Genomic DNA, 17,859 nt, shown 5'->3' on the forward strand with positions numbered 1-17,859 from the left:
GAAAAGGCATTTACACAGAATCATGTACAGGGTCAAAGCATGGGGTTTTTTGTTGTCCGCGGTTCAGGAAAAACAGCAGTAAAATCGGCCGGATTGAGCGCCGCAATTCACGAGCTATTCCACCGGCAGCTGCAACATAAAAGCCTACCGTCGCCGCCTCATCACCATATTTCACTCTATCCTCGCTCCTGCTCTATCGTTCATTCCGAATAGCCGCATGACGAAAATAAATGTGAACCAAATCACATATAAAATTATAACAATTATATAACATTTGTTTTACTAATTGATTTGTCTAAGTGACGTGGCACGCCCGACGAGACAGATTGCAGTCTTTGCTGGAGCAGAATGACAATGGTAGAAAGTAGTATTAACGAACGGGGATCGCTGAAGCATGCTGATACCCGTCGTCGTATATGGGCGATTGTTGGAGCATCTTCAGGGAATTTGGTCGAATGGTTTGATTTTTATGTCTACTCATTCTGCTCTCTCTATTTTGCGCATATCTTCTTCCCCTCAGGAAACACCACTACCCAGCTGCTACAAACCGCAGGCGTATTCGCCGCCGGCTTTCTGATGCGCCCAATTGGCGGATGGCTATTTGGCCGTATTGCCGATCGCCGCGGTCGCAAAACTTCGATGCTTATCTCGGTGTGCATGATGTGCATGGGGTCGTTGGTTATTGCCTGTCTGCCGGGCTACGCGACGATCGGCACTGGGCCCCTGTACTCCTGCTACTGGCCCGCCTCTTCCAGGGCATCTCGGTCGGCGGTGAATACGGAACCAGCGCAACCTATATGAGTGAAGTTGCCGTTGAGGGGAAGAAAGGTTTCTACGCATCCTTCCAGTACGTAACCCTAATCGGCGGGCAGCTGCTGGCTGTGCTGGTCGTCGTGGCGCTGCAGCAGATTCTCAGCGATGAACAGCTGCACGCCTGGGGATGGCGTATTCCTTTTGCGCTGGGAGCGCTACTGGCTGTCGTGGCGCTATGGCTCCGGCGCCAGCTGGATGAAACTTCGCAGCAGGAGACTCGAGCGCTAAAAGAAGCGGGATCCTTTAAAGGATTATGGCGTAATCGCCGGGCGTTCATGATGGTGCTGGGCTTTACCGCCGCCGGCTCGCTAAGTTTTTATACCTTTACGACCTATATGCAGAAATACCTCGTCAATACGGCAGGGATGAGCGCCAGCACGGCCAGCATTATTATGACCGTTGCTCTGTTTTTCTATATGCTGGCCCAGCCGCTATTTGGCGCGCTATCGGACAGGATTGGTCGGCGGACCTCAATGCTCTGTTTTGGCGCGCTCGTGACTCTTTTTACCGTACCGATTCTCAGCGCGCTGCAAAGTGTGACTTCGCCATATGCTGCGTTCGCCCTGGTTATGTGCGCCTTGCTAATCGTGAGTTTTTATACCTCGATCAGCGGTATTTTGAAGGCTGAGATGTTCCCGGCTCAGGTACGCGCGCTAGGCGTTGGTTTATCCTATGCGGTCGCCAATGCGCTGTTCGGCGGCTCGGCTGAATACGTCGCGTTGTTGTTAAAATCAGTCGGAGCAGAGCACGCGTTTTACTGGTATGTCACCCTCCTGGGCGCGTTGGCTTTCTTCGTCTCGCTGATGCTGCACCGTAAAGGCAAGGGATTACGTCTGTAGGTATTACTGATGTGCCAGCTGCCACACCGCATAGCCGGTAGTGGCGCCGGCCACGTCCCAGGCAAAATCTTTCCAGCTCCAGCCGCTCCCCGCCGGGCGGCTATCCCACAGCTCCTTCGACGCGCCGAGGCTTACCGAAAACATAAAGCCGATGGCGGCGCTGCGATCGCGACTGTAACCCTGATGCTGAGCGTACTCGTTACCCGCTGCAGAGAGCATGGCGGAGGCGAGAAAGTGCTGGGCCTTATCCTGACCACGCCATGAATCGTTGGCCATGTGGCTACAGCCGGTCAGCAGCAGAGGAGCGATGATGATAACTGTACGCATAACGATCCCATAAAAAAGCCCCGGCGAAGCGGGGCTGCAATTCAGAGAATACGGCTGATAAGCCGGTCGATACGGATGCGCCTCAAACGGCGAATCAGCTTACGCACTTTTACCGGATAATCGGCGATGCTTTGCAGGTCGCGATAGTGTTTCACCACCGTCGTATGCTGGCGAATCAGATGCAGCTCTTTTTCACGCATCGCGCCAAGCTGGTGCTGCGGATCGTGAATAAGAATGGCGTTTTCCAGATCCAGGCGCCAGGCGCGCGGATTAAGATTATTGCCGGTCAGCAGCATCCATTCGTCATCAACCCACATGCCTTTCAGATGATAGCTGTTATCGTCATCTTTCCACAAACGGACAATCAGCTGATCGGTGTTGACGTAGTACTGCAGCCGGCTCAGGAAACGGCGCAGGTTGATTTCATACAGATAGGGGAGCGCGCCGATAATCTTAAACGGCTGATCTTCCGGAATATAGAAATCGTTCGCCGTCTTATCGCCGACGATGATCTCTACCGTCTTCCCGCTGCGCAGCAGCTGGATGATATTGCGCACCAGCAGGGCCGGAAGGTTAAAGTACGGCGTGCAGATAGTCAGCTTCCGTTCCGCGCAGGGCATCAGATGGAAGATGGTTTTGTTGAGCAGGCTTGATTTCCCGAGGCCGACCAGCGGCGTCACCGACAGCCGATCGTCGTCAGCATCGGCGACATAACGATAGCCGCTGTCCCGCAGTTCCTGACGATACTGACGGATATCATTTTTAATTTCCGGGCTTTTTGGGCGATCGGCTCTGTCGAGGCGGTTCACGCCGCGGCCTTCGACCAGATTATGTTCAACCCACTCGAACATCACGTCGGCCATTTTGCCGTTGCGAATGCACTGGTAGCGGTCGTAGCGATATTTGTCATGCTGATGAAGATAAACATCATTCAGGCTGGCGCCGCTGTAAAGCACGCAGTCATCAACGATGAAACCTTTAAAATGCAGTACGCCGAGCGCCTCGCGGGTATTCACCGGCACGCCGTAAACCGGAATATCAACGCCGGGATTTTCCTGCGCCATGCGGCAGTACCAGTCGGCGTTGGTGTTGGCCGCGGCGGCGCCAATGCGCCCGCGCTGGGCCCGGTGCCAGTCAACCAGGATGCGAACATCTAATTCTGGACGCTGGCGTTTGGCGTCATAGAGTGCCTGCAGAATTCCTTTGCCGCCATCATCTTGCTCCAGATAGAGCGCAATAATGCAAATACGCTGGGTGGCGTGAGCTATCTTTGCCAGTAACGCTTGCCGAAAATCCGCGGGAGCGTAAAAGAACTCGATATCATCAACTGACTGAGAAAGCTTAGGGAGTTGGGCAAGGTGTTGTTGATGTTTATTGCGCTTAAATTTTGACAACATCACAGTGCGTTTCTTCTCTGTTTATTGAAGGGTCTTCTGTACCATGCAGATGACGTAAGCGGGCAATAATAACATTACTACCCGCTAATGTGCTCAACAATTGCGGCCGCCAGTTTATGATTGTTGCGCCGGAAATTGCAGGGACAGGCTGACAATCCCGTCTTCCAGCTGAATATCCACCTTGAACCCCAGCTTCCTGGCAAGGCCGATCATGCCCCGGTTATTGGGCATCGTGATTCCGTTCAGCCGCTGCAGGCCATGGTTTTGCGTATAGGTAATCAGCTTCTCCAACAGCCGGCGCCCCAAACCTAAACCCTTCAAATCAGAGCGGACCAGGACGGCGAATTCCGCATCAATATTATCGGGATCGGAAATCGCGCGCGTGACGCCGAGGATTTCTTCTCCTTCCGCAGTCGCGCGTACGGCAACAAAGGCCATTTCTCGATCGTAGTCGATCTGCGTCATATTGGCTAAATCATCGTGGGTAAATTCATTGATCTCGCTGAAGTAGCGGTAATAGAGATCTTCTTTAGTTACCTGCGCAATAAATGCCAGCAGCTGCGGTTCATCCTCGGGCAGAATCGGGCGGAACAGGCAGCGTTCGCCATTTTTCAACACCACCCACTCCTCCTGCTGCTGGGGATAGGGGCGTATCGCCAGCCGGCTTTCGCTATCGCCGGTAAACGGGGCAAGGCCTAGCGTTACGTCGAGCGCGGTAAACTCGCTGCCGGACGCCAGCAGGGGGTGAATGTCCAGCCGCTGGATCTCCGGGCAGTCGACGATAAGGTTCGACACCTGAACCAGCAGCTGGCTTAAGCCGGAGATATCCAGCGGACGCAGGGCGCTGCGGCCGCGGATCTTTTTGCTTTTGATCGCCTGGATCACCAGATAACGGGCAAGGTTCATGTTAAGCGGCGGCAGGGCGACGGCGGCCTGATCCTCCGGGCGCCATTCGACGCCGCCTTCACCCAGCATAATCAGCGGGCCGAAAACCGGATCCTGTTCAACGACTACCCGCAGCTCCTGCGCTCCGGCGCGATTCGCCATGCTCTGTACCAGCAGGCCATGAATGCGCGCCCGCGGCCAGGTCATTTTGACCCGGTCAAAAATAGCATCCGCCGCCTGCTGCACTTCGGCGGCGGTACGCAGATAGAGCATCACGCCCTGAACTTCCGACTTGTGCGGGATATCCGGGGAGCGCAGCTTCAGCGCGACCGGATAGCCAATTTGCTCGGCGATGTGCACCGCCTCGGCGCTGTCGGCGGCAATCCACGTCGGTAGAGTATGGATACCGTAGGCGTGCAGCACGGGGCTGACTTCATGGGTATCCAGAGTGGTAGCGCCTTCGGTTATGGCCTGCTGCAGCAGCGTATGGGCTTCTGCAGTGTTGGCCGTGACCATATCCGAGAGCACCGGCGTCTCCCGCAACTGCTTCTGGTTACGCCGATATTCCACCATATGCATAAAGGCGGTAATCGTGCCTTCCGGCGTACGGTAGGTGGGCAGCCCGGCATCGCTAAACAGGCGTCGGGCCTCCTGAGAAGAGTATTCTCCGCACCAGTTCGTCAGTACCGTAACGTACTTGCCGCGCGGATGGTTTTTTAAGGCATCAATCAGCGCCAGGGCGCTTTCGGTTCCCGGAGCGGCCGCGCTCGGCGAGTGAATGACCAGCAGGGCATCGTAATCCTGGCTATCCAGCAGCACGTTGAGCGCCTTGAGATAGTGCTCGCTGCTGGCATCGTCGCGCAGATCCAGCGGGTTAGCGATGTCGATACTTCCCGGCAGCACCTGACGCAGCCTGTCGCCGGTCTCGTCGCTTAGCGACGCGAGTTTGCCATTGCGCAGCCAAAGTTCGTCCAGCGCCAGCGCCGCAGGAGCCGCGCCGTTGCTGATAATCATTAATTTCTCGCCGCGCAGCGGGCGCATATGGCTCAGCGTCTCAACGGCGGAGAACAGCTCATGGGTATCCTGCACCCGCAGCAGGCCCGCGCGCTGAATCGCGGCGTCCCAGGCCGGGTCCATCCCCGAGTTGACGTGCAGCAGCTTTTGCGCCGCCGGGCTGCGTCCGCTTTTAATCACCAGGATCGGCTTATTGCGCGATGCGCTCCGGGCCGCAGAAACAAAGCGGCGGGCGTCGCTGAGGTGTTCGAGGTAGAGCAGAATGGCGCTGGTTTTGCTATCGCGGGCGAGGAAATCGAGCAGATCGTCAACGTCAATATCGAGGCTGTCGCCTAGGGCAATAAAGTATGAGAAGCCCATCTCGCGCTGCTGCGCCCAGTCAAGAATAGTATTCGACACCGCCGCGGACTGGGAGATGAACGCCAGTTTGCCCCGACGAATCGGCACCGGCGAAAAGCTGGCATTCAGCCCTTGCCAGGGCGCCAGCAGCCCGAGGCTATTGGGGCCCAGCAGGCGCATCTGATAGCGGGCGGCACGCTCAAGCAGCGCCGGGTACTGCTCCGGCGGCGAGGAGAGGATAATGCAGGTCTTGCAGCCCTTTTGCCCCAGCGCCTCAAGTAGCTCAAGGTTTCGCCGGGCGTTGGTGCAGAGTACGGCAAGATCGGGAGTAAACGGCAGGCTGTCGATAGTTGGCCAGGCCAGCACGCCCTGAACGGCTTTCCACGCCGGAGTGACCGGCAGGACCGGGCCGTTGAAGCCCCCGGCCAGCAGGTTGCGCATCATCAGATAACCGGCACGCTGCGGTTTCATTGATGCGCCAATGACGGCGATCGACTTTGGTCGCAATAATGCTTCCAGGCCTCGTTGGCTCATACCGGTCTCCTTTGATTCCCAGTGACCGGATGATTTTAAACGTTTTCCGCCTCATGTGCTGTGATACTGCCCTTATGCTGCGTCTTTCCCGCCAGATAGCGGCTTCTGAACAGGCTAAAGTGATCGCCGAGCGCCGCCGCGGCCTTTGTGTCCCCGGCGAGATCCAGCAGGGCAATGGCCACTTCTGCCGTACAGTATTGCCCCTCAGCGTGGGCCTCTCTCAGGCGATAGGCCGAGATACGCGAAAGATCGACGGAAATGACCAGCAGCGCGTCAAGGTATGGGCTCTTGCGGAACATTTTCCGCGCTTCGGTCCAGGTGCCGTCAAGCATGATAAACAGCGGCGGCTTGCCCGCAGGCGGCGAGCTCAGCACCTCGCGTTCCGTTCCGGCATACGACGCCGGGAAAACGACCATCGGCTGGTAGCCAGGATCGGATACCAGATCGAGCAGCGCCTGCGGCGGCTCGGTTCGCGACCACTGAAACGCCTCGGTGTCCGGCAGAATATCGGCGATAAGGCGCCCGGTGTTGCTTGGCTTCATCGGTTCAGTATCGAACATCACGAGGCAAAAACGGCTGGCCGCCGCCGCGGGCGCGAGGGTTGCGCACAGGCACTGCTTCAACGGCAGCAAACAGCGTTGGCAGCGGTGGATGCGGTTACCGCGGGCAAGAAAGGGACGGGTCGCGCGTGCGAGACGTTCGGCACGCAGGCGAAGAACGGCGTTATCAATCATGGGGGATCGCTAAAAGAAAACGCTATTGTCGCAGAGGAGAAAACGGGGCACAAGCGCGCCCCGTTAGGTTTACTGCTGGTTGGCTTCGTTGAGCCAGCTGTCGAACGGCGCTTTGGGTACCGCTCCGTTCAGCATGTCGATGACTTCGCCGTTTTTAAACATCATAATGGTCGGAATACTGCGGATGCGAAAACGCGCGCTTAGCTCGCGCTCTGCTTCGGTATTGACCTTCACGAAGCGCATTTGGCCGCTGCGTTCTTCCGCAACGTCTTCAAAGATCGGGGCGAAATTACGGCAGGGGCCGCACCATGGGGCCCAGAAATCGACTACAACCGGCAGATCGTCCTTCAGCAGTTTATCCAGCATTGCCCCGGTCGCGTTGATGACGTCGCCGTCAAAAAGATCGTGGCCGCAGCGTCCGCACTTAGCGCCATCGGCGCTACGATCGTCGGGGATGCGGTTGAGAGCCTGACAACTGGCACAAACGGTATTCATAACTAACCTCTGGTTATGGGTTGCAGCGCGGCACGTGGCCGATTTGTATCTGTAATGTTACATATTATCGATTAGGTACCGTTAAACAACAATGCGTTTTGTTCGATGAATACGATAGACCCCATCTTTTAAACGAAATAATGGCGAAGCGGTGATACATCGGTTAATCTGCGCGCTTCGCGCAGCGCAGGTGGAGAAAATTGATGAGCGACGAACTGAAAAATAAAAGCGGCAAGGTCAAAGTGATGTATGTCCGCAGTGATGATGATTCTGACAGACGCACCCATAACCCGCGTACCGGGAAAGGGGGAGGGCGCCCAGGAAAATCTCGTGTTGACGGCCGCAGCCGCCCTGCCCGCGATGAAAGAAACAGCCGCGGCGACGACCGCAAACGTGACGATCGTAAACGCGATGATTTCGATCGTGATGGGGGTTCCCCGTGGCGTACCGTCTCGCGCGCACCGAATGATGAAGCCGCAGCAAAACCGGATCACGGCGGGATTGGCGGTAAAAGTTTTATCGATCCTGAAGTGCTGCGTCGCCAGCGCGCGGAAGAGACCCGCGTGTACGGCGAAAATGCCTGCCAGGCGCTTTTCCAGAGCCGTCCGGACGCGATCGTTCGCGCCTGGTTCGTGCAGAGCGTTACCCCGCGCTTTAAAGAAGCCCTGCGCTGGATGGCGGCCAACCGTAAAGCCTATCACGTGGTTGACGAAGCCGAGCTGGCGAAAGCATCCGGCACCGAGCACCACGGTGGAGTCTGCTTCCTGATTAAGAAACGTAACGGGACTTCCGTTGCGCAGTGGGTCGCGAAGGCCGGTGCACAAGACTGCGTCCTGGCGCTTGAAGATGTTGGCAACCCGCACAATCTTGGCGCCATCATGCGCAGCTGCGCCCACTTTGGCGTCAAGGGCGTAGTGGTTCAGGATGCCGGCATGCTGGAGTCCGGTGCGGCTATCCGTACCGCAGAGGGCGGCGCCGAGCACGTAGAACCGATTACCGGCGATAGCTTCCTCGACACGCTGGAGCAGTTCCGCGCGGCGGGCTATGCGATTGTTTCTACCTCCAGCCACAACGGAACGCCGCTCTACAAAGCCGAGCTGCCGAAGAAAATGGTGCTGGCGTTAGGCCAGGAGCGCGATGGTCTGTCCGATGCGGCGATCTCCAGCGCGGATCTGAACGTGGCTATCGAAGGCACCGGCAACGTCGAAAGCCTGAACGTCTCGGTCGCGACCGGCGTTCTGCTGGCCGAATGGTGGCGCCAGAACAAGGCCTGATGCCCGACCAGCCTGAAAAAAATGCCAGCGTAATGCTGGCATTTTTGTCTTTACGCCTCCGCGGCTGGTAAAGTCGGCATCCAGTCAATCGGCGCCTCGCCGCGTTCGGCCAGCCACTGGTTAGCTTTGACAAAATGGTTGCTGCCGAAAAAACCGCGATGGGCGGAGAGCGGGGAGGGATGCGGCGCCTTCAGCACGCAGTGGCGCTGGCGGTCAATGATGGCGCCTTTCTTCTGCGCATGCGCGCCCCAGAGTAAAAATACGACCCCTTCCCGATGCTCGTTGATCAGCGCGATAACCTTATCGGTAAAGGTTTCCCAGCCGAGGCTGGCATGGGAATGCGCCTGTCCTGCGCGCACCGTTAATACCGTGTTGAGCAGCAGCACGCCCTGGCGCGCCCAGCTTTCGAGATACCCATGCGCCGGGCGGCTGAATCCGGGGACGGTCCCCTCCAGCTCTTTATACATATTCAACAGCGACGGCGGAATCTGGATACCCGGCAGCACGGAGAAAGCCAGGCCGTGCGCCTGTCCAGGCCCGTGATAGGGGTCCTGACCGAGAATGACCACTTTGACATCACCAAGCTCGGTATAGCGAAAGGCGTTGAAGATATCTTTTTGCGGCGGATAAATGGTGATGCCCGAGCGGCGCTCTTCGGCGACGGTTTTCAGGGTATTGACAAAATAGGGCTGCTGCTTCTCATCCGCCAGCACGTCGTGCCAGGTCAGTGGGGTGGTCATCCTGCTCTCCTGCAAAAGGGGTATCGCTATAGCTTAACTGCTTCTTTCTGCATAACAAAATCGGCGCCGTTTTGCTGACGTTTTTCCTGTAAAAATAGTTGAAAATTTACAAAATTATTTTACACCCCCCCCCTGTGGCGTAACTTGATGTAAAACAATAATATCCCTTCATACCCACTTTTAATTAGTGGTTTTTGTTGATTTAGGTCAAGGAATGCCGGGTGTTCGGCTGATATATATACACTCATACAACAATGGTTTTACCAATTGGCCATGAACGGCCAACGGCACGAATAAATATTGCCTAAGGGAGGCATCACATGATTACAGGTATCCAAATTACTAAAGCGGCAAACGACGACCTGCTGAACTCTTTCTGGCTGCTGGATAGCGAAAAGGGCGAAGCGCGCTGCCTGTGTGCAAAAGGTGGTTTTGCTGAAGATGATGTGGTTGCGGTGAACAAGCTCGGCGAAATCGAATACCGTGAGATCCCGCTCGATGTTAAACCGGAAGTCCGCGTTGAAGGGGGTCAGCACCTGAACGTGAACGTCCTGCGTCGTGAAACGCTGCTGGATGCGGTCGAACATCCGGAAAAATACCCGCAGCTGACCATCCGCGTGTCGGGCTATGCGGTGCGCTTCAACTCCCTGACTCCGGAGCAGCAGCGCGACGTTATTGCTCGTACTTTCACCGAAAGTCTGTAAGCGTTAGCAAAAACCCCCGGTTCAATTGAGCCGGGGGTTTTTTATTGTGTCGTGCTACCGCTCCTCTCGCACCAGCAGCGTGGTGAGGGTGAACGACGCTATTAGGGCGATCGCCACGCCCGACAGCGCAAAGATAAAGTAGGGCCCGATATAGGCCGGCAGGCTAAAAATGCTCGATAAAATATAGCCATACAGCCGTACGCCGAAGAAAGCGATAAAGGCTGAGGCCAGCGAACTGGCGACGGTGGCCGCGATAAACGCTTTTTTATAGCGCGTTAAGACGCCAAACAGCGCGGGCTCGGTGATCCCCAGCAGCGCGGAAACTGCCGCGGACAGCGTGACCGTACGCTGCTGGCGGTCTTTACTCACGCGCCAGATAGCAAAGGTGGCGCCCGCTATCGACATATTGGCCATAAACATCATCGGCATCAGCATGTCGTAACCGCGATCGCTGAAGTTCTGCAGGGCAATGGGCGTCATCGCGTGATGCATGCCGGTCAGAATAGCCACCGGGCGAATAGCCCCCACAACCAGCCCGGCAAAACCGGCGGAAATGCCGAACAGGCCTTCAATAAACCACGCCAGCGCTTTGCCAAGCCAAATGCCAATCGGACCAATAATCACCAGCGCCGCCAGCGCGCCGAGAAATAGCGCCAGCGTCGGAGTGAACACGGTTTTCAGCACTTCGGGCATAATGCGATCGACCCAGGCGTGGATATATTTCAGCGCCAGCACGGAGAAAATAACCGGGATCACGCTGGAGGCGTAGTTGAATACGGGGATGGGAACGGCGTTGAGCAGCCACAGCGCGGAAGCCGCCCCCTCGTGATGGGCCGCCAGCGCCTTCGCGGCGTCAATCAGCGTCGGGTACATCAGGCAGGCAGCGACGGCGACGGCCAGATACTCGTTAGTCTTAAAGATCTTTGCCGCCGAGACGGCAAGAAAAAAGGGCAGGAAATAGAATACACCGCTGGCGATAAGATCGACGATCATCACGGTGTCGCTATTTTGCGGCACCGCCTTCAGCGCGATCAGCCCGGCCAGCAGGCCTTTTATCATCCCGGCGCCGGCAATGGCCGGGACGATCGGGCCAAAAACGCCCGAGACGGTATCCATAAACAGCGACACCAGCCCCTTCCGGTGGCGGGGCTTTTCGGTAGTCTCTTCGCCGACGGTACCTAATGCCGCGAGCAGGCCTTCATACCAGCTATTGACCTTCGGCCCGATGATGATTTGAAACTGATCGCTCTGCAGCTGCGCGCCGAGCACGCCGGGCAGCTTTTTAATCTCTTCTTTTTCTACTTTGTTATCATCAATTAAATCAAAGCGTAATCGGGTCATACAGTGCCAGACGTTATTTATATTTTCTTTTCCGCCAATCAGCAAAATAATTCTGCTGATTGTATCCCGCGTCTCCATACCGGCTCCTGAAGCAATGTGTTGTGCTGTTTAGGTCGTGAAATGGTAAGTAAGCTGATTTATAAAAACAAACCAATAAAATATGAGCTCAGTCACAAATTACCGTTGTTATAGGTGGTTTTAGCTTGTTTCATATAAATTGGTTTGGTTTTTAGCGAAATTAAATCCGTTTTACGAACCAAAATTTAATAAAATAAAAAGGTTTACCTTGCGTAATAAATAGGGCGAAGATAATTGGCATTATCTTTTATTTTTGCCGCAGGGAGCCTTGCCGTGAATGCCACGCTAATTACCGATATTGAGTGTTTTATCACCCGTCCCGATCGTCATAACCTGGTCGCGGTGCGCGTGACCACCGACAAAGGTACCGTCGGCCACGGCTGCGCGACTTTCCAGCAGCGCCCGCTGGCGGTCAAAACGATGGTTGATGAATACCTCAAGCCGCTGCTGCTTGGCCGCGATGCGAATAATATCGAAGACCTCTGGCAGATGATGAACGTCAACGCCTACTGGCGAAACGGGCCGGTAATGAATAACGCCATTGCCGGCGTTGATATGGCGCTTTGGGATATCAAAGCCCAGCTGGCGGGAATGCCGCTGTACCAACTTTTTGGCGGCAAATCGCGTGACGCTATCCCGGCTTACACCCATGCCAGCGGTGAGACGCCGGAAGCGCTGTTTATATCCGTTGAGCGTCTGCTGGAAGAGGGCTATCGCCACATCCGCTGCCAGCTCGGTTTTTACGGCGGAACGGCGCGGGCGATGCATACGCCGGAGAACCCAACGCCGGGCGCCTATTACGATCAGGATGAGTACATCAGGAATACGGTGGAGATGTTCCGGCTGCTGAGAGCGCGTTACGGACATCGTTTTCATATCCTCCATGACGTCCACGAACGGCTCTTCCCGCAGCAGGCGCTGCAGCTGGCGAAGCAGCTCGAGCCCTATCAGCCGTGGTTTATTGAGGATATTTTAGCCCCGCAGCAGAGCGCATGGCTGGCGCAGATCCGCCAGCAAAGCGCGATTCCGCTCGCGATGGGCGAGCTGTTTAATAATCCGGCCGAATGGCACGACCTGATCGTTAAGCGGCAGATTGATTTTATCCGCTGCCACGTTTCGCAGATTGGCGGGATTACGCCGGCCCTGAAGCTGGCGGTTCTCTGTCAGGCGTTCGGCGTGCGCGTGGCGTGGCACGGGCCAGGCGATATGACGCCGATTGGGGTTGCGGTCAATACCCACCTGAATATCTATCTCAGCAACGCCGCAATTCAGGAATTTATTCCGCGTTCTGCGGCGACCGACGCGGTATTCCCCGGCGCGCCGGTCGTCAAAAACGGGTTTATCTATCCACCCACGGCGCCAGGGATTGGCGTCGGTTTTAATCAGCAGCTGGCGCAGACGTATCCGGTGGTCTATCGTCCGCATGACTGGACGCAGAGCCGCCTGCCCGACGGCACGATCCACACGCCGTAATTAGTCCGAGGGCGCCTGGCGGAAGGTTAAGCTGTCGCGATTGTGCGGAATGACGTAGGTGCAGGAGTAATTGATATCGATAATATCGCTGATTTCATACACCTGCCCGCCGTCGAGAATGCCGCGGTTGTTTATATGCATCGCCGGGATGCCTTTTTTACAGCCCAGCAGAGCGGCCTGCTCCCGGCTGACGCTCACCGCCTGATAGGTCGTGAGCAAATGCGAAATTTGATAGCCTTTGGCCAGCACGTACTGCTGCAGCGAGCGTTCGATAACCTTCCGGCTAAGATCGGCAAAGGCGGCGGCCGGCATCCGCGAAATCTCAATCTGCACCGCTACGTCATCAACGAAGCGCAGGCGGCAAAATTGCCAGATAAACTCCTCATCCGTTATGCCGAAAATCTGCTGCTCCTCGCGGTCGGGGCGCTTTTTATGCAGGCTGATTGTCCGATAGCGCATTCGATCGAAGCGTTTTTCGGTGATGGAGTTATAGACCAGCGGGTTGTTGCTCATCCGCTCGTTGATCCAAATCCCTGAGCCTTGCACGATGCGTATGACGCCGATGTCGGCGAGTTTTTCCAGCGCCTGGCGGATGGTAAACCGTGAGACGCCGTACTCCTCTGCCAGCCGGCGTTCAGGCGGGAGCTTGCGGGGACCTGGGTCATTATGCTGGTAGATTTTGCTGAGCAGATCCTGGGTGACGAAATCTTTTTTTTTCATGATGACGCATTCCTCGCTCAGCGGCCCACAGGGTAACGCTGCCTGTCGCTCCCCGCGGTGCTGTCGCCCGCGGGCGTAAATGCAGAAACGCCGGGATATCCCGGCGCTCTTTTACTCTTAGCTGGACTGCTGCGGCGTATCGCTGCCGCTCGGCTTACGACGTTTGCCGATATTTTTAGCATCGCGGTGACGTTTCTTCACGCGCGGCTTTTCTTTTTCTTCTTTTTTCTTCTCTGCGCGTTTGGCCAGCACTTTCTTAGACGGTTTGCCGGTTTGCTTCTCGCTCGGCGCGCGGGTGGATGGACGCAGTTCGTCGATAACGCGCGCCTTCAGCGGCTCATCGATGTAGCGACCAATCTTGCCCAGCAGCAGGTGGTCATGGGCTTCAACCAGAGAAATCGCCACGCCTTTCTTGCCGGCGCGGCCGGTGCGACCGATACGGTGCAGGTAGGTATCCGCGGTGCGCGGCATATCGAAGTTAAAGACGTGGCTAACGTCCGGGATATCGATCCCGCGCGCGGCGACGTCGGTGGCAATCAGCACGTTCATGCGGCCGTCGGTCATGCGCTTAATCGCTTCGTTACGTTTCGCTTGCACCATTTCGCCTTCCAGCCAGCAGGTGTTAATGCCGGCTTCGCGCAGCCAGGATGCCAGCTCGTGAACGCGCTCGCGCTTGCGCACAAAGACGATAGAACGGGTGGTGTCCGGCTGCTGCAGCAGGTTGATCAGCAGAGCGGTTTTATGCTTAACGTCATCGGCGCGGTAGTACCACTGATGGATTTTCTTGCGCTCGCGGGTGGAAGGAGAGGCGGAGACCTCCACCGGATCTTCCAGCAGGCGCTCGGCAAAATCTTTGATGGCATCGCCTTCGAGGGTCGCGGAGAACAGCATGGTCTGCTTACGCCAGCGGGTTTCACCGGCAATATGTTCGATATCCTGCGCGAAGCCCAAATCCAGCATTCTGTCCGCTTCGTCGAGGATCAGCGTTTTTACCGCCCGGCAGTCGAAGTTTTCTTCTTTAATATACTGCAGCAGGCGGCCGGTGGTGGCGACCACGATATCCTGGTTTTCGCTGAACACTTCCGCGTGGTTCATGAACGCGACGCCGCCGGTGATGGTGGCGATATCGAGATGGGTGTGCGCTGCCAGCTCGCGCGCATGATCGGCAACCTGCATCGCCAGCTCGCGGGTTGGCGTCAGGATCAGAATACGCGGAGGCCCTGACTTCTTGCGTGGGAAATCAAGCAGGTGCTGCAACGCTGGCAGCAGATACGCCGCTGTTTTACCGGTGCCGGTCGGGGCTGAACCGAGAATGTCACGGCCATCGAGCGCAGGCGGAATAGCGGCGGCCTGAATGGCTGTCGGGCGTGTGAAACCTTTATCCTGGAGGGCTTCCAACAGGTTTTCGTCGAGTTCAAGTTCGGAAAAAGTCGTTACAGTCATTATCTACCTCTGAGTGGACCGCCGATTATAGACGTTACGCGCGCAATGTTCATCTGTTTGTAAGGCTATCTGTTCTCCGGTATTGTGCATAGCCTTAAGCTCAGGAGTTTTAGTCCGCAAGGTTGTCAGGATGTCTCAGTCGAAGTTCGCGCTGCCGCGCAATGGTTTTACGTTTAAACAATTCTTTGTCGCTCACGACCGCTGCGCAATGAAAGTGGGCACCGACGGCATTTTGCTCGGCGCCTGGGCGCCGATTGCTCAGGTTAAACACGTGCTGGATATCGGTACCGGCAGCGGCCTGCTGGCCCTGATGCTGGCCCAGCGTACCGGGGAGCAGGTGGCGCTGGATGCGGTTGAGCTGGATGAAGAGGCGGCAGATCAGGCGCGGGAAAACGCCCTGGCTTCCCCGTGGCCCGCCCGCATCCGGGTGCATCAGGCCGATATTCAGCGGTGGCAGCCGCCGCAAACCCGACGCTACGAGCTGATTGTCAGCAATCCGCCCTTTTTTGCTGAAGGCGTGCCCTGCGCAACGTCGCAGCGCGAACAGGCGCGATATACCACCACGCTCGATCACGTAACGCTATTAAGCTGCGCCGCGGAGTGTATCACGGAAGAGGGCTTTTTCTGCGTGGTGCTGCCGGTGGATATTGGCGATGCCTTTGCCCAACGCGCGCAAACGATGGGGTGGCATCTGCGTTTACGCACCGACGTGGCGGAAACGGAAATGCGCGCGCCGCATCGGGTGCTCCTTGCCTTCTCGCCGACGGCGGGGGAGTGCTTCAGCGACAGGCTGATTATCCGTGGGCCAGAGCAGCAATACTCCGAAGGGTTTACCGCGCTGACCCAGGACTTCTATCTCTTTATGTGAGTTTCCGGCGCGAGAACCGACGGTCCGCTATCCGGCAGCAGATCCGGGTAGTCCAGCGTATAGTGCAGGCCGCGGCTCTCTTTGCGCAGCATCGCACAGCGGACAATCAGCTCGGCAACCTGCACCAGATTACGCAGCTCCAGCAGGTTGTTGGAGACGCGGAAGCGGGCATAGTATTCGTCGAGCTCCTGCTGCAGCATGGTAATGCGCCGCAGGGCGCGTTCCAGGCGACGGGTGGTGCGCACAATCCCGACGTAGTCCCACATCAGCAGGCGCAGCTCGTGCCAGTTGTGCTGGATAACCACCAGCTCATCGGGGATTTCAACCTGGCTCTCGTCCCAGGCCGGCAGGTCGTTAACCGCCTGGACCTGAGATATGGTGCGCCGAATATCTTCGGCGGCGGACCAGCCGTAGACCAGGCATTCGAGCAGCGAGTTGGACGCCATGCGGTTGGCGCCGTGGAGCCCGGTGTAGCTGACTTCGCCGATCGCATACAGCCCCTCGACATCGGTCCGGCCGTTATCGTCGACCATCACCCCGCCGCAGGTGTAATGCGCCGCCGGCACGATAGGAACCGCTTCTTTCGTCAGGTCGATACCGAGACCGAGCAGCTTCTCGTAAATCATCGGGAAGTGCTGACGAATAAAGGCTTCGGGCTTATGGCTGATATCCAGATACATGCAGTCAACGCCGAGACGCTTCATCTCATGGTCAATAGCGCGGGCGACGACGTCGCGCGGCGCCAGCTCGCCGCGGTCGTCAAAATCGGGCATAAAGCGTGAACCGTCCGGACGCTTCAGATGGGCACCTTCGCCGCGCAGCGCTTCGGTCAGCAGGAAATTGCGCGCCTGAGGATGGTATAGCGCGGTAGGGTGGAACTGATTGAACTCAAGATTGGCGACGCGGCAGCCCGCGCGCCAGGCCATCGCGATGCCGTCGCCGGACGAGACGTCCGGGTTCGTGGTGTATTGATACACCTTGGCCGCACCGCCGGTTGCCAGAACAACGGCTTTCGCCCCCCAGGTCTCAACCTTTTCTTTATTACGGTTCCAGATCCACGCTCCGACGACCCGACGATCGCCGGGCAGGCCAATCTTATCGGAAATAATCAGATCGACGGCGTTGCTGCGTTCGAGCACGCGGATATTGGGGTGCGACAGGGCCTGGCTGACCAGGGTGGTTTCCACCGCTTTACCGGTGGCATCGGCGGCATGGAGAATGCGGCGATGGCTGTGGCCGCCTTCACGCGTCAGGTGATAGCTCTCCTCACCGTTGGCCTGGACCTGGGTATCGAACAGCACCCCCTGATCGATAAGCCACTGTACGCAGGGTTTGGCGTTACTCGCCACGAAGGAGACGGCGTGACGATCGCAAAGGCCCGCTCCGGCGATCAGCGTATCCTCCACGTGAGATTCGATGCTGTCCGTTTCATCAAAGACGGCGGCGATGCCGCCCTGCGCGTAGAGGGTAGAGCCTTCGCTGATCGGGCCTTTGCTCAGTACGGTGACCGAACTGTGCTCCGCTAAACGCAAGGCAAGCGACAAACCGGCAGCGCCGCTGCCAATAATCAATACATCACAGGAGAACTCAGGAGTTGTATTCATGGCCTTTGTTTAATTTACTAAACACAATTGCGCCACAATAGCACCAGGTCGTGATAAATCGTACATTTTTTTTACCGTTTGTTGTGGTAACTAAACATACGGCGCCAAACCGGCGGGAACAAAACGAAAGAAAATATTTGCGAAGCAGATCGTTAGCTTCAGATTTTATAGTGAAATATAAACCGTGTTACGTTACCCTTCTCGCGGACCTTACGCTTTTTCCTCATCATCTTATCT

Annotated in this window: 15 protein-coding genes and 1 pseudogene; 5 read left to right on the plus strand and 11 right to left on the minus strand. The window is 56.8% G+C overall.

What is annotated here, in order from left to right:
• Positions 1 to 10 precede the first annotated feature (10 nt).
• A complete protein-coding gene (locus tag AC1M2H_RS06785) occupies positions 11 to 175 on the minus strand; it encodes a hypothetical protein (protein ID WP_480150782.1) in 165 nt (54 codons plus the stop codon).
• Between the two features lie 179 nt (positions 176 to 354).
• On the opposite strand from AC1M2H_RS06785, the pseudogene AC1M2H_RS06790 reads away from it, so the two are divergent.
• Positions 355 to 1,652, plus strand: a pseudogene (locus tag AC1M2H_RS06790) (MFS family transporter).
• Between the two features lie 3 nt (positions 1,653 to 1,655).
• On the opposite strand, the gene AC1M2H_RS06795 reads toward AC1M2H_RS06790, so the two are convergent.
• From AC1M2H_RS06795 to trxC, 5 genes are all read right to left on the minus strand, one after another.
• Positions 1,656 to 1,979: a YfiM family lipoprotein gene (locus AC1M2H_RS06795; protein ID WP_480150783.1), complete on the minus strand. Its 324-nt coding sequence runs from the start codon at positions 1,977 to 1,979 to the stop codon at positions 1,656 to 1,658.
• A 41-nt stretch (positions 1,980 to 2,020) separates the two neighbouring features.
• Positions 2,021 to 3,376 (minus strand): CDP-diacylglycerol--serine O-phosphatidyltransferase, encoded by a 1,356-nt coding sequence (pssA, locus tag AC1M2H_RS06800; RefSeq protein ID WP_480151861.1) that lies wholly within the window; start codon positions 3,374 to 3,376, stop codon positions 2,021 to 2,023.
• A 114-nt stretch (positions 3,377 to 3,490) separates the two neighbouring features.
• Entirely contained in the window at positions 3,491 to 6,148 is a 2,658-nt protein-coding gene (locus AC1M2H_RS06805; RefSeq protein ID WP_480150784.1) for a bifunctional acetate--CoA ligase family protein/GNAT family N-acetyltransferase, read from the minus strand.
• 35 nt (positions 6,149 to 6,183) lie between these two features.
• Positions 6,184 to 6,882 (minus strand): tRNA-uridine aminocarboxypropyltransferase, encoded by a 699-nt coding sequence (gene tapT, locus AC1M2H_RS06810; protein WP_480150785.1) that lies wholly within the window; start codon positions 6,880 to 6,882, stop codon positions 6,184 to 6,186.
• Positions 6,883 to 6,951: 69 nt separating this feature from the next.
• Positions 6,952 to 7,377 carry a thioredoxin TrxC gene (trxC, locus tag AC1M2H_RS06815; protein ID WP_041146770.1) on the minus strand — a complete coding sequence of 142 codons (426 nt, stop codon included), beginning with the start codon at positions 7,375 to 7,377 and terminating at the stop codon, positions 6,952 to 6,954.
• 203 nt (positions 7,378 to 7,580) lie between these two features.
• Between trxC and AC1M2H_RS06820 the strand changes: the two genes are divergently transcribed.
• A complete protein-coding gene (locus AC1M2H_RS06820; RefSeq protein WP_480150786.1) occupies positions 7,581 to 8,651 on the plus strand; it encodes a tRNA/rRNA methyltransferase in 1,071 nt (356 codons plus the stop codon).
• A 50-nt stretch (positions 8,652 to 8,701) separates the two neighbouring features.
• Here AC1M2H_RS06820 and ung read toward each other — a convergent pair whose 3' ends face one another.
• Positions 8,702 to 9,391 (minus strand): uracil-DNA glycosylase, encoded by a 690-nt coding sequence (ung, locus tag AC1M2H_RS06825; RefSeq protein ID WP_480150787.1) that lies wholly within the window; start codon positions 9,389 to 9,391, stop codon positions 8,702 to 8,704.
• A 320-nt stretch (positions 9,392 to 9,711) separates the two neighbouring features.
• Here ung and grcA point away from each other — a divergent pair, with 320 nt between their 5' ends.
• On the plus strand, positions 9,712 to 10,095 hold the full coding sequence (grcA, locus tag AC1M2H_RS06830; protein WP_004866471.1) for an autonomous glycyl radical cofactor GrcA: 384 nt from the start codon (positions 9,712 to 9,714) through the stop codon (positions 10,093 to 10,095).
• A gap of 54 nt (positions 10,096 to 10,149) precedes the next feature.
• On the opposite strand, the gene AC1M2H_RS06835 is transcribed toward grcA, so the two are convergent.
• Entirely contained in the window at positions 10,150 to 11,514 is a 1,365-nt protein-coding gene (locus AC1M2H_RS06835) for a PTS transporter subunit EIIC (protein WP_480150788.1), read from the minus strand.
• Between the two features lie 273 nt (positions 11,515 to 11,787).
• On the opposite strand from AC1M2H_RS06835, the gene AC1M2H_RS06840 reads away from it, so the two are divergent.
• Positions 11,788 to 12,987: an enolase C-terminal domain-like protein gene (locus AC1M2H_RS06840; RefSeq protein ID WP_480151862.1), complete on the plus strand. Its 1,200-nt coding sequence runs from the start codon at positions 11,788 to 11,790 to the stop codon at positions 12,985 to 12,987.
• Here the strand turns inward: AC1M2H_RS06840 and AC1M2H_RS06845 are convergent, their stop codons facing one another.
• Both AC1M2H_RS06845 and srmB read right to left on the minus strand, forming a co-directional pair.
• Positions 12,988 to 13,707 carry a GntR family transcriptional regulator gene (locus AC1M2H_RS06845; RefSeq protein ID WP_480150789.1) on the minus strand — a complete coding sequence of 240 codons (720 nt, stop codon included), beginning with the start codon at positions 13,705 to 13,707 and terminating at the stop codon, positions 12,988 to 12,990.
• A 117-nt stretch (positions 13,708 to 13,824) separates the two neighbouring features.
• On the minus strand, positions 13,825 to 15,150 hold the full coding sequence (gene srmB / locus AC1M2H_RS06850; protein WP_480150790.1) for an ATP-dependent RNA helicase SrmB: 1,326 nt from the start codon (positions 15,148 to 15,150) through the stop codon (positions 13,825 to 13,827).
• A 130-nt stretch (positions 15,151 to 15,280) separates the two neighbouring features.
• Here srmB and trmN point away from each other — a divergent pair, with 130 nt between their 5' ends.
• Positions 15,281 to 16,018, plus strand: coding sequence for a tRNA(1)(Val) (adenine(37)-N(6))-methyltransferase TrmN (trmN, locus tag AC1M2H_RS06855; RefSeq protein WP_480150791.1), 738 nt, complete (start codon positions 15,281 to 15,283; stop codon positions 16,016 to 16,018).
• On the opposite strand, the gene nadB is transcribed toward trmN, so the two are convergent.
• On the minus strand, positions 16,003 to 17,622 hold the full coding sequence (gene nadB, locus AC1M2H_RS06860) for an L-aspartate oxidase (RefSeq protein ID WP_480150792.1): 1,620 nt from the start codon (positions 17,620 to 17,622) through the stop codon (positions 16,003 to 16,005). The genes trmN and nadB overlap by 16 nt on opposite strands.
• Between the last annotated feature and the right edge of the window lie 237 nt (positions 17,623 to 17,859).

The sequence above is a fragment of the Klebsiella sp. F11 genome, from assembly GCF_056712265.1.

Coding starts and splice junctions, on each gene's coding strand:
- srmB (WP_480150790.1), bottom strand. CDS start 15,150: ATGACTGTAACGACTTTTTCCGAACTTGAACTCGACGAAAACCTGTTG.
- trxC (WP_041146770.1), bottom strand. CDS start 7,377: ATGAATACCGTTTGTGCCAGTTGTCAGGCTCTCAACCGCATCCCCGAC.
- AC1M2H_RS06835 (WP_480150788.1), bottom strand. CDS start 11,514: ATGGAGACGCGGGATACAATCAGCAGAATTATTTTGCTGATTGGCGGA.
- AC1M2H_RS06820 (WP_480150786.1), top strand. CDS start 7,581: ATGAGCGACGAACTGAAAAATAAAAGCGGCAAGGTCAAAGTGATGTAT.
- grcA (WP_004866471.1), top strand. CDS start 9,712: ATGATTACAGGTATCCAAATTACTAAAGCGGCAAACGACGACCTGCTG.
- AC1M2H_RS06795 (WP_480150783.1), bottom strand. CDS start 1,979: ATGCGTACAGTTATCATCATCGCTCCTCTGCTGCTGACCGGCTGTAGC.
- nadB (WP_480150792.1), bottom strand. CDS start 17,622: ATGAATACAACTCCTGAGTTCTCCTGTGATGTATTGATTATTGGCAGC.
- pssA (WP_480151861.1), bottom strand. CDS start 3,376: ATGTTGTCAAAATTTAAGCGCAATAAACATCAACAACACCTTGCCCAA.
- trmN (WP_480150791.1), top strand. CDS start 15,281: ATGTCTCAGTCGAAGTTCGCGCTGCCGCGCAATGGTTTTACGTTTAAA.
- ung (WP_480150787.1), bottom strand. CDS start 9,391: ATGACCACCCCACTGACCTGGCACGACGTGCTGGCGGATGAGAAGCAG.
- AC1M2H_RS06845 (WP_480150789.1), bottom strand. CDS start 13,707: ATGAAAAAAAAAGATTTCGTCACCCAGGATCTGCTCAGCAAAATCTAC.
- tapT (WP_480150785.1), bottom strand. CDS start 6,882: ATGATTGATAACGCCGTTCTTCGCCTGCGTGCCGAACGTCTCGCACGC.
- AC1M2H_RS06805 (WP_480150784.1), bottom strand. CDS start 6,148: ATGAGCCAACGAGGCCTGGAAGCATTATTGCGACCAAAGTCGATCGCC.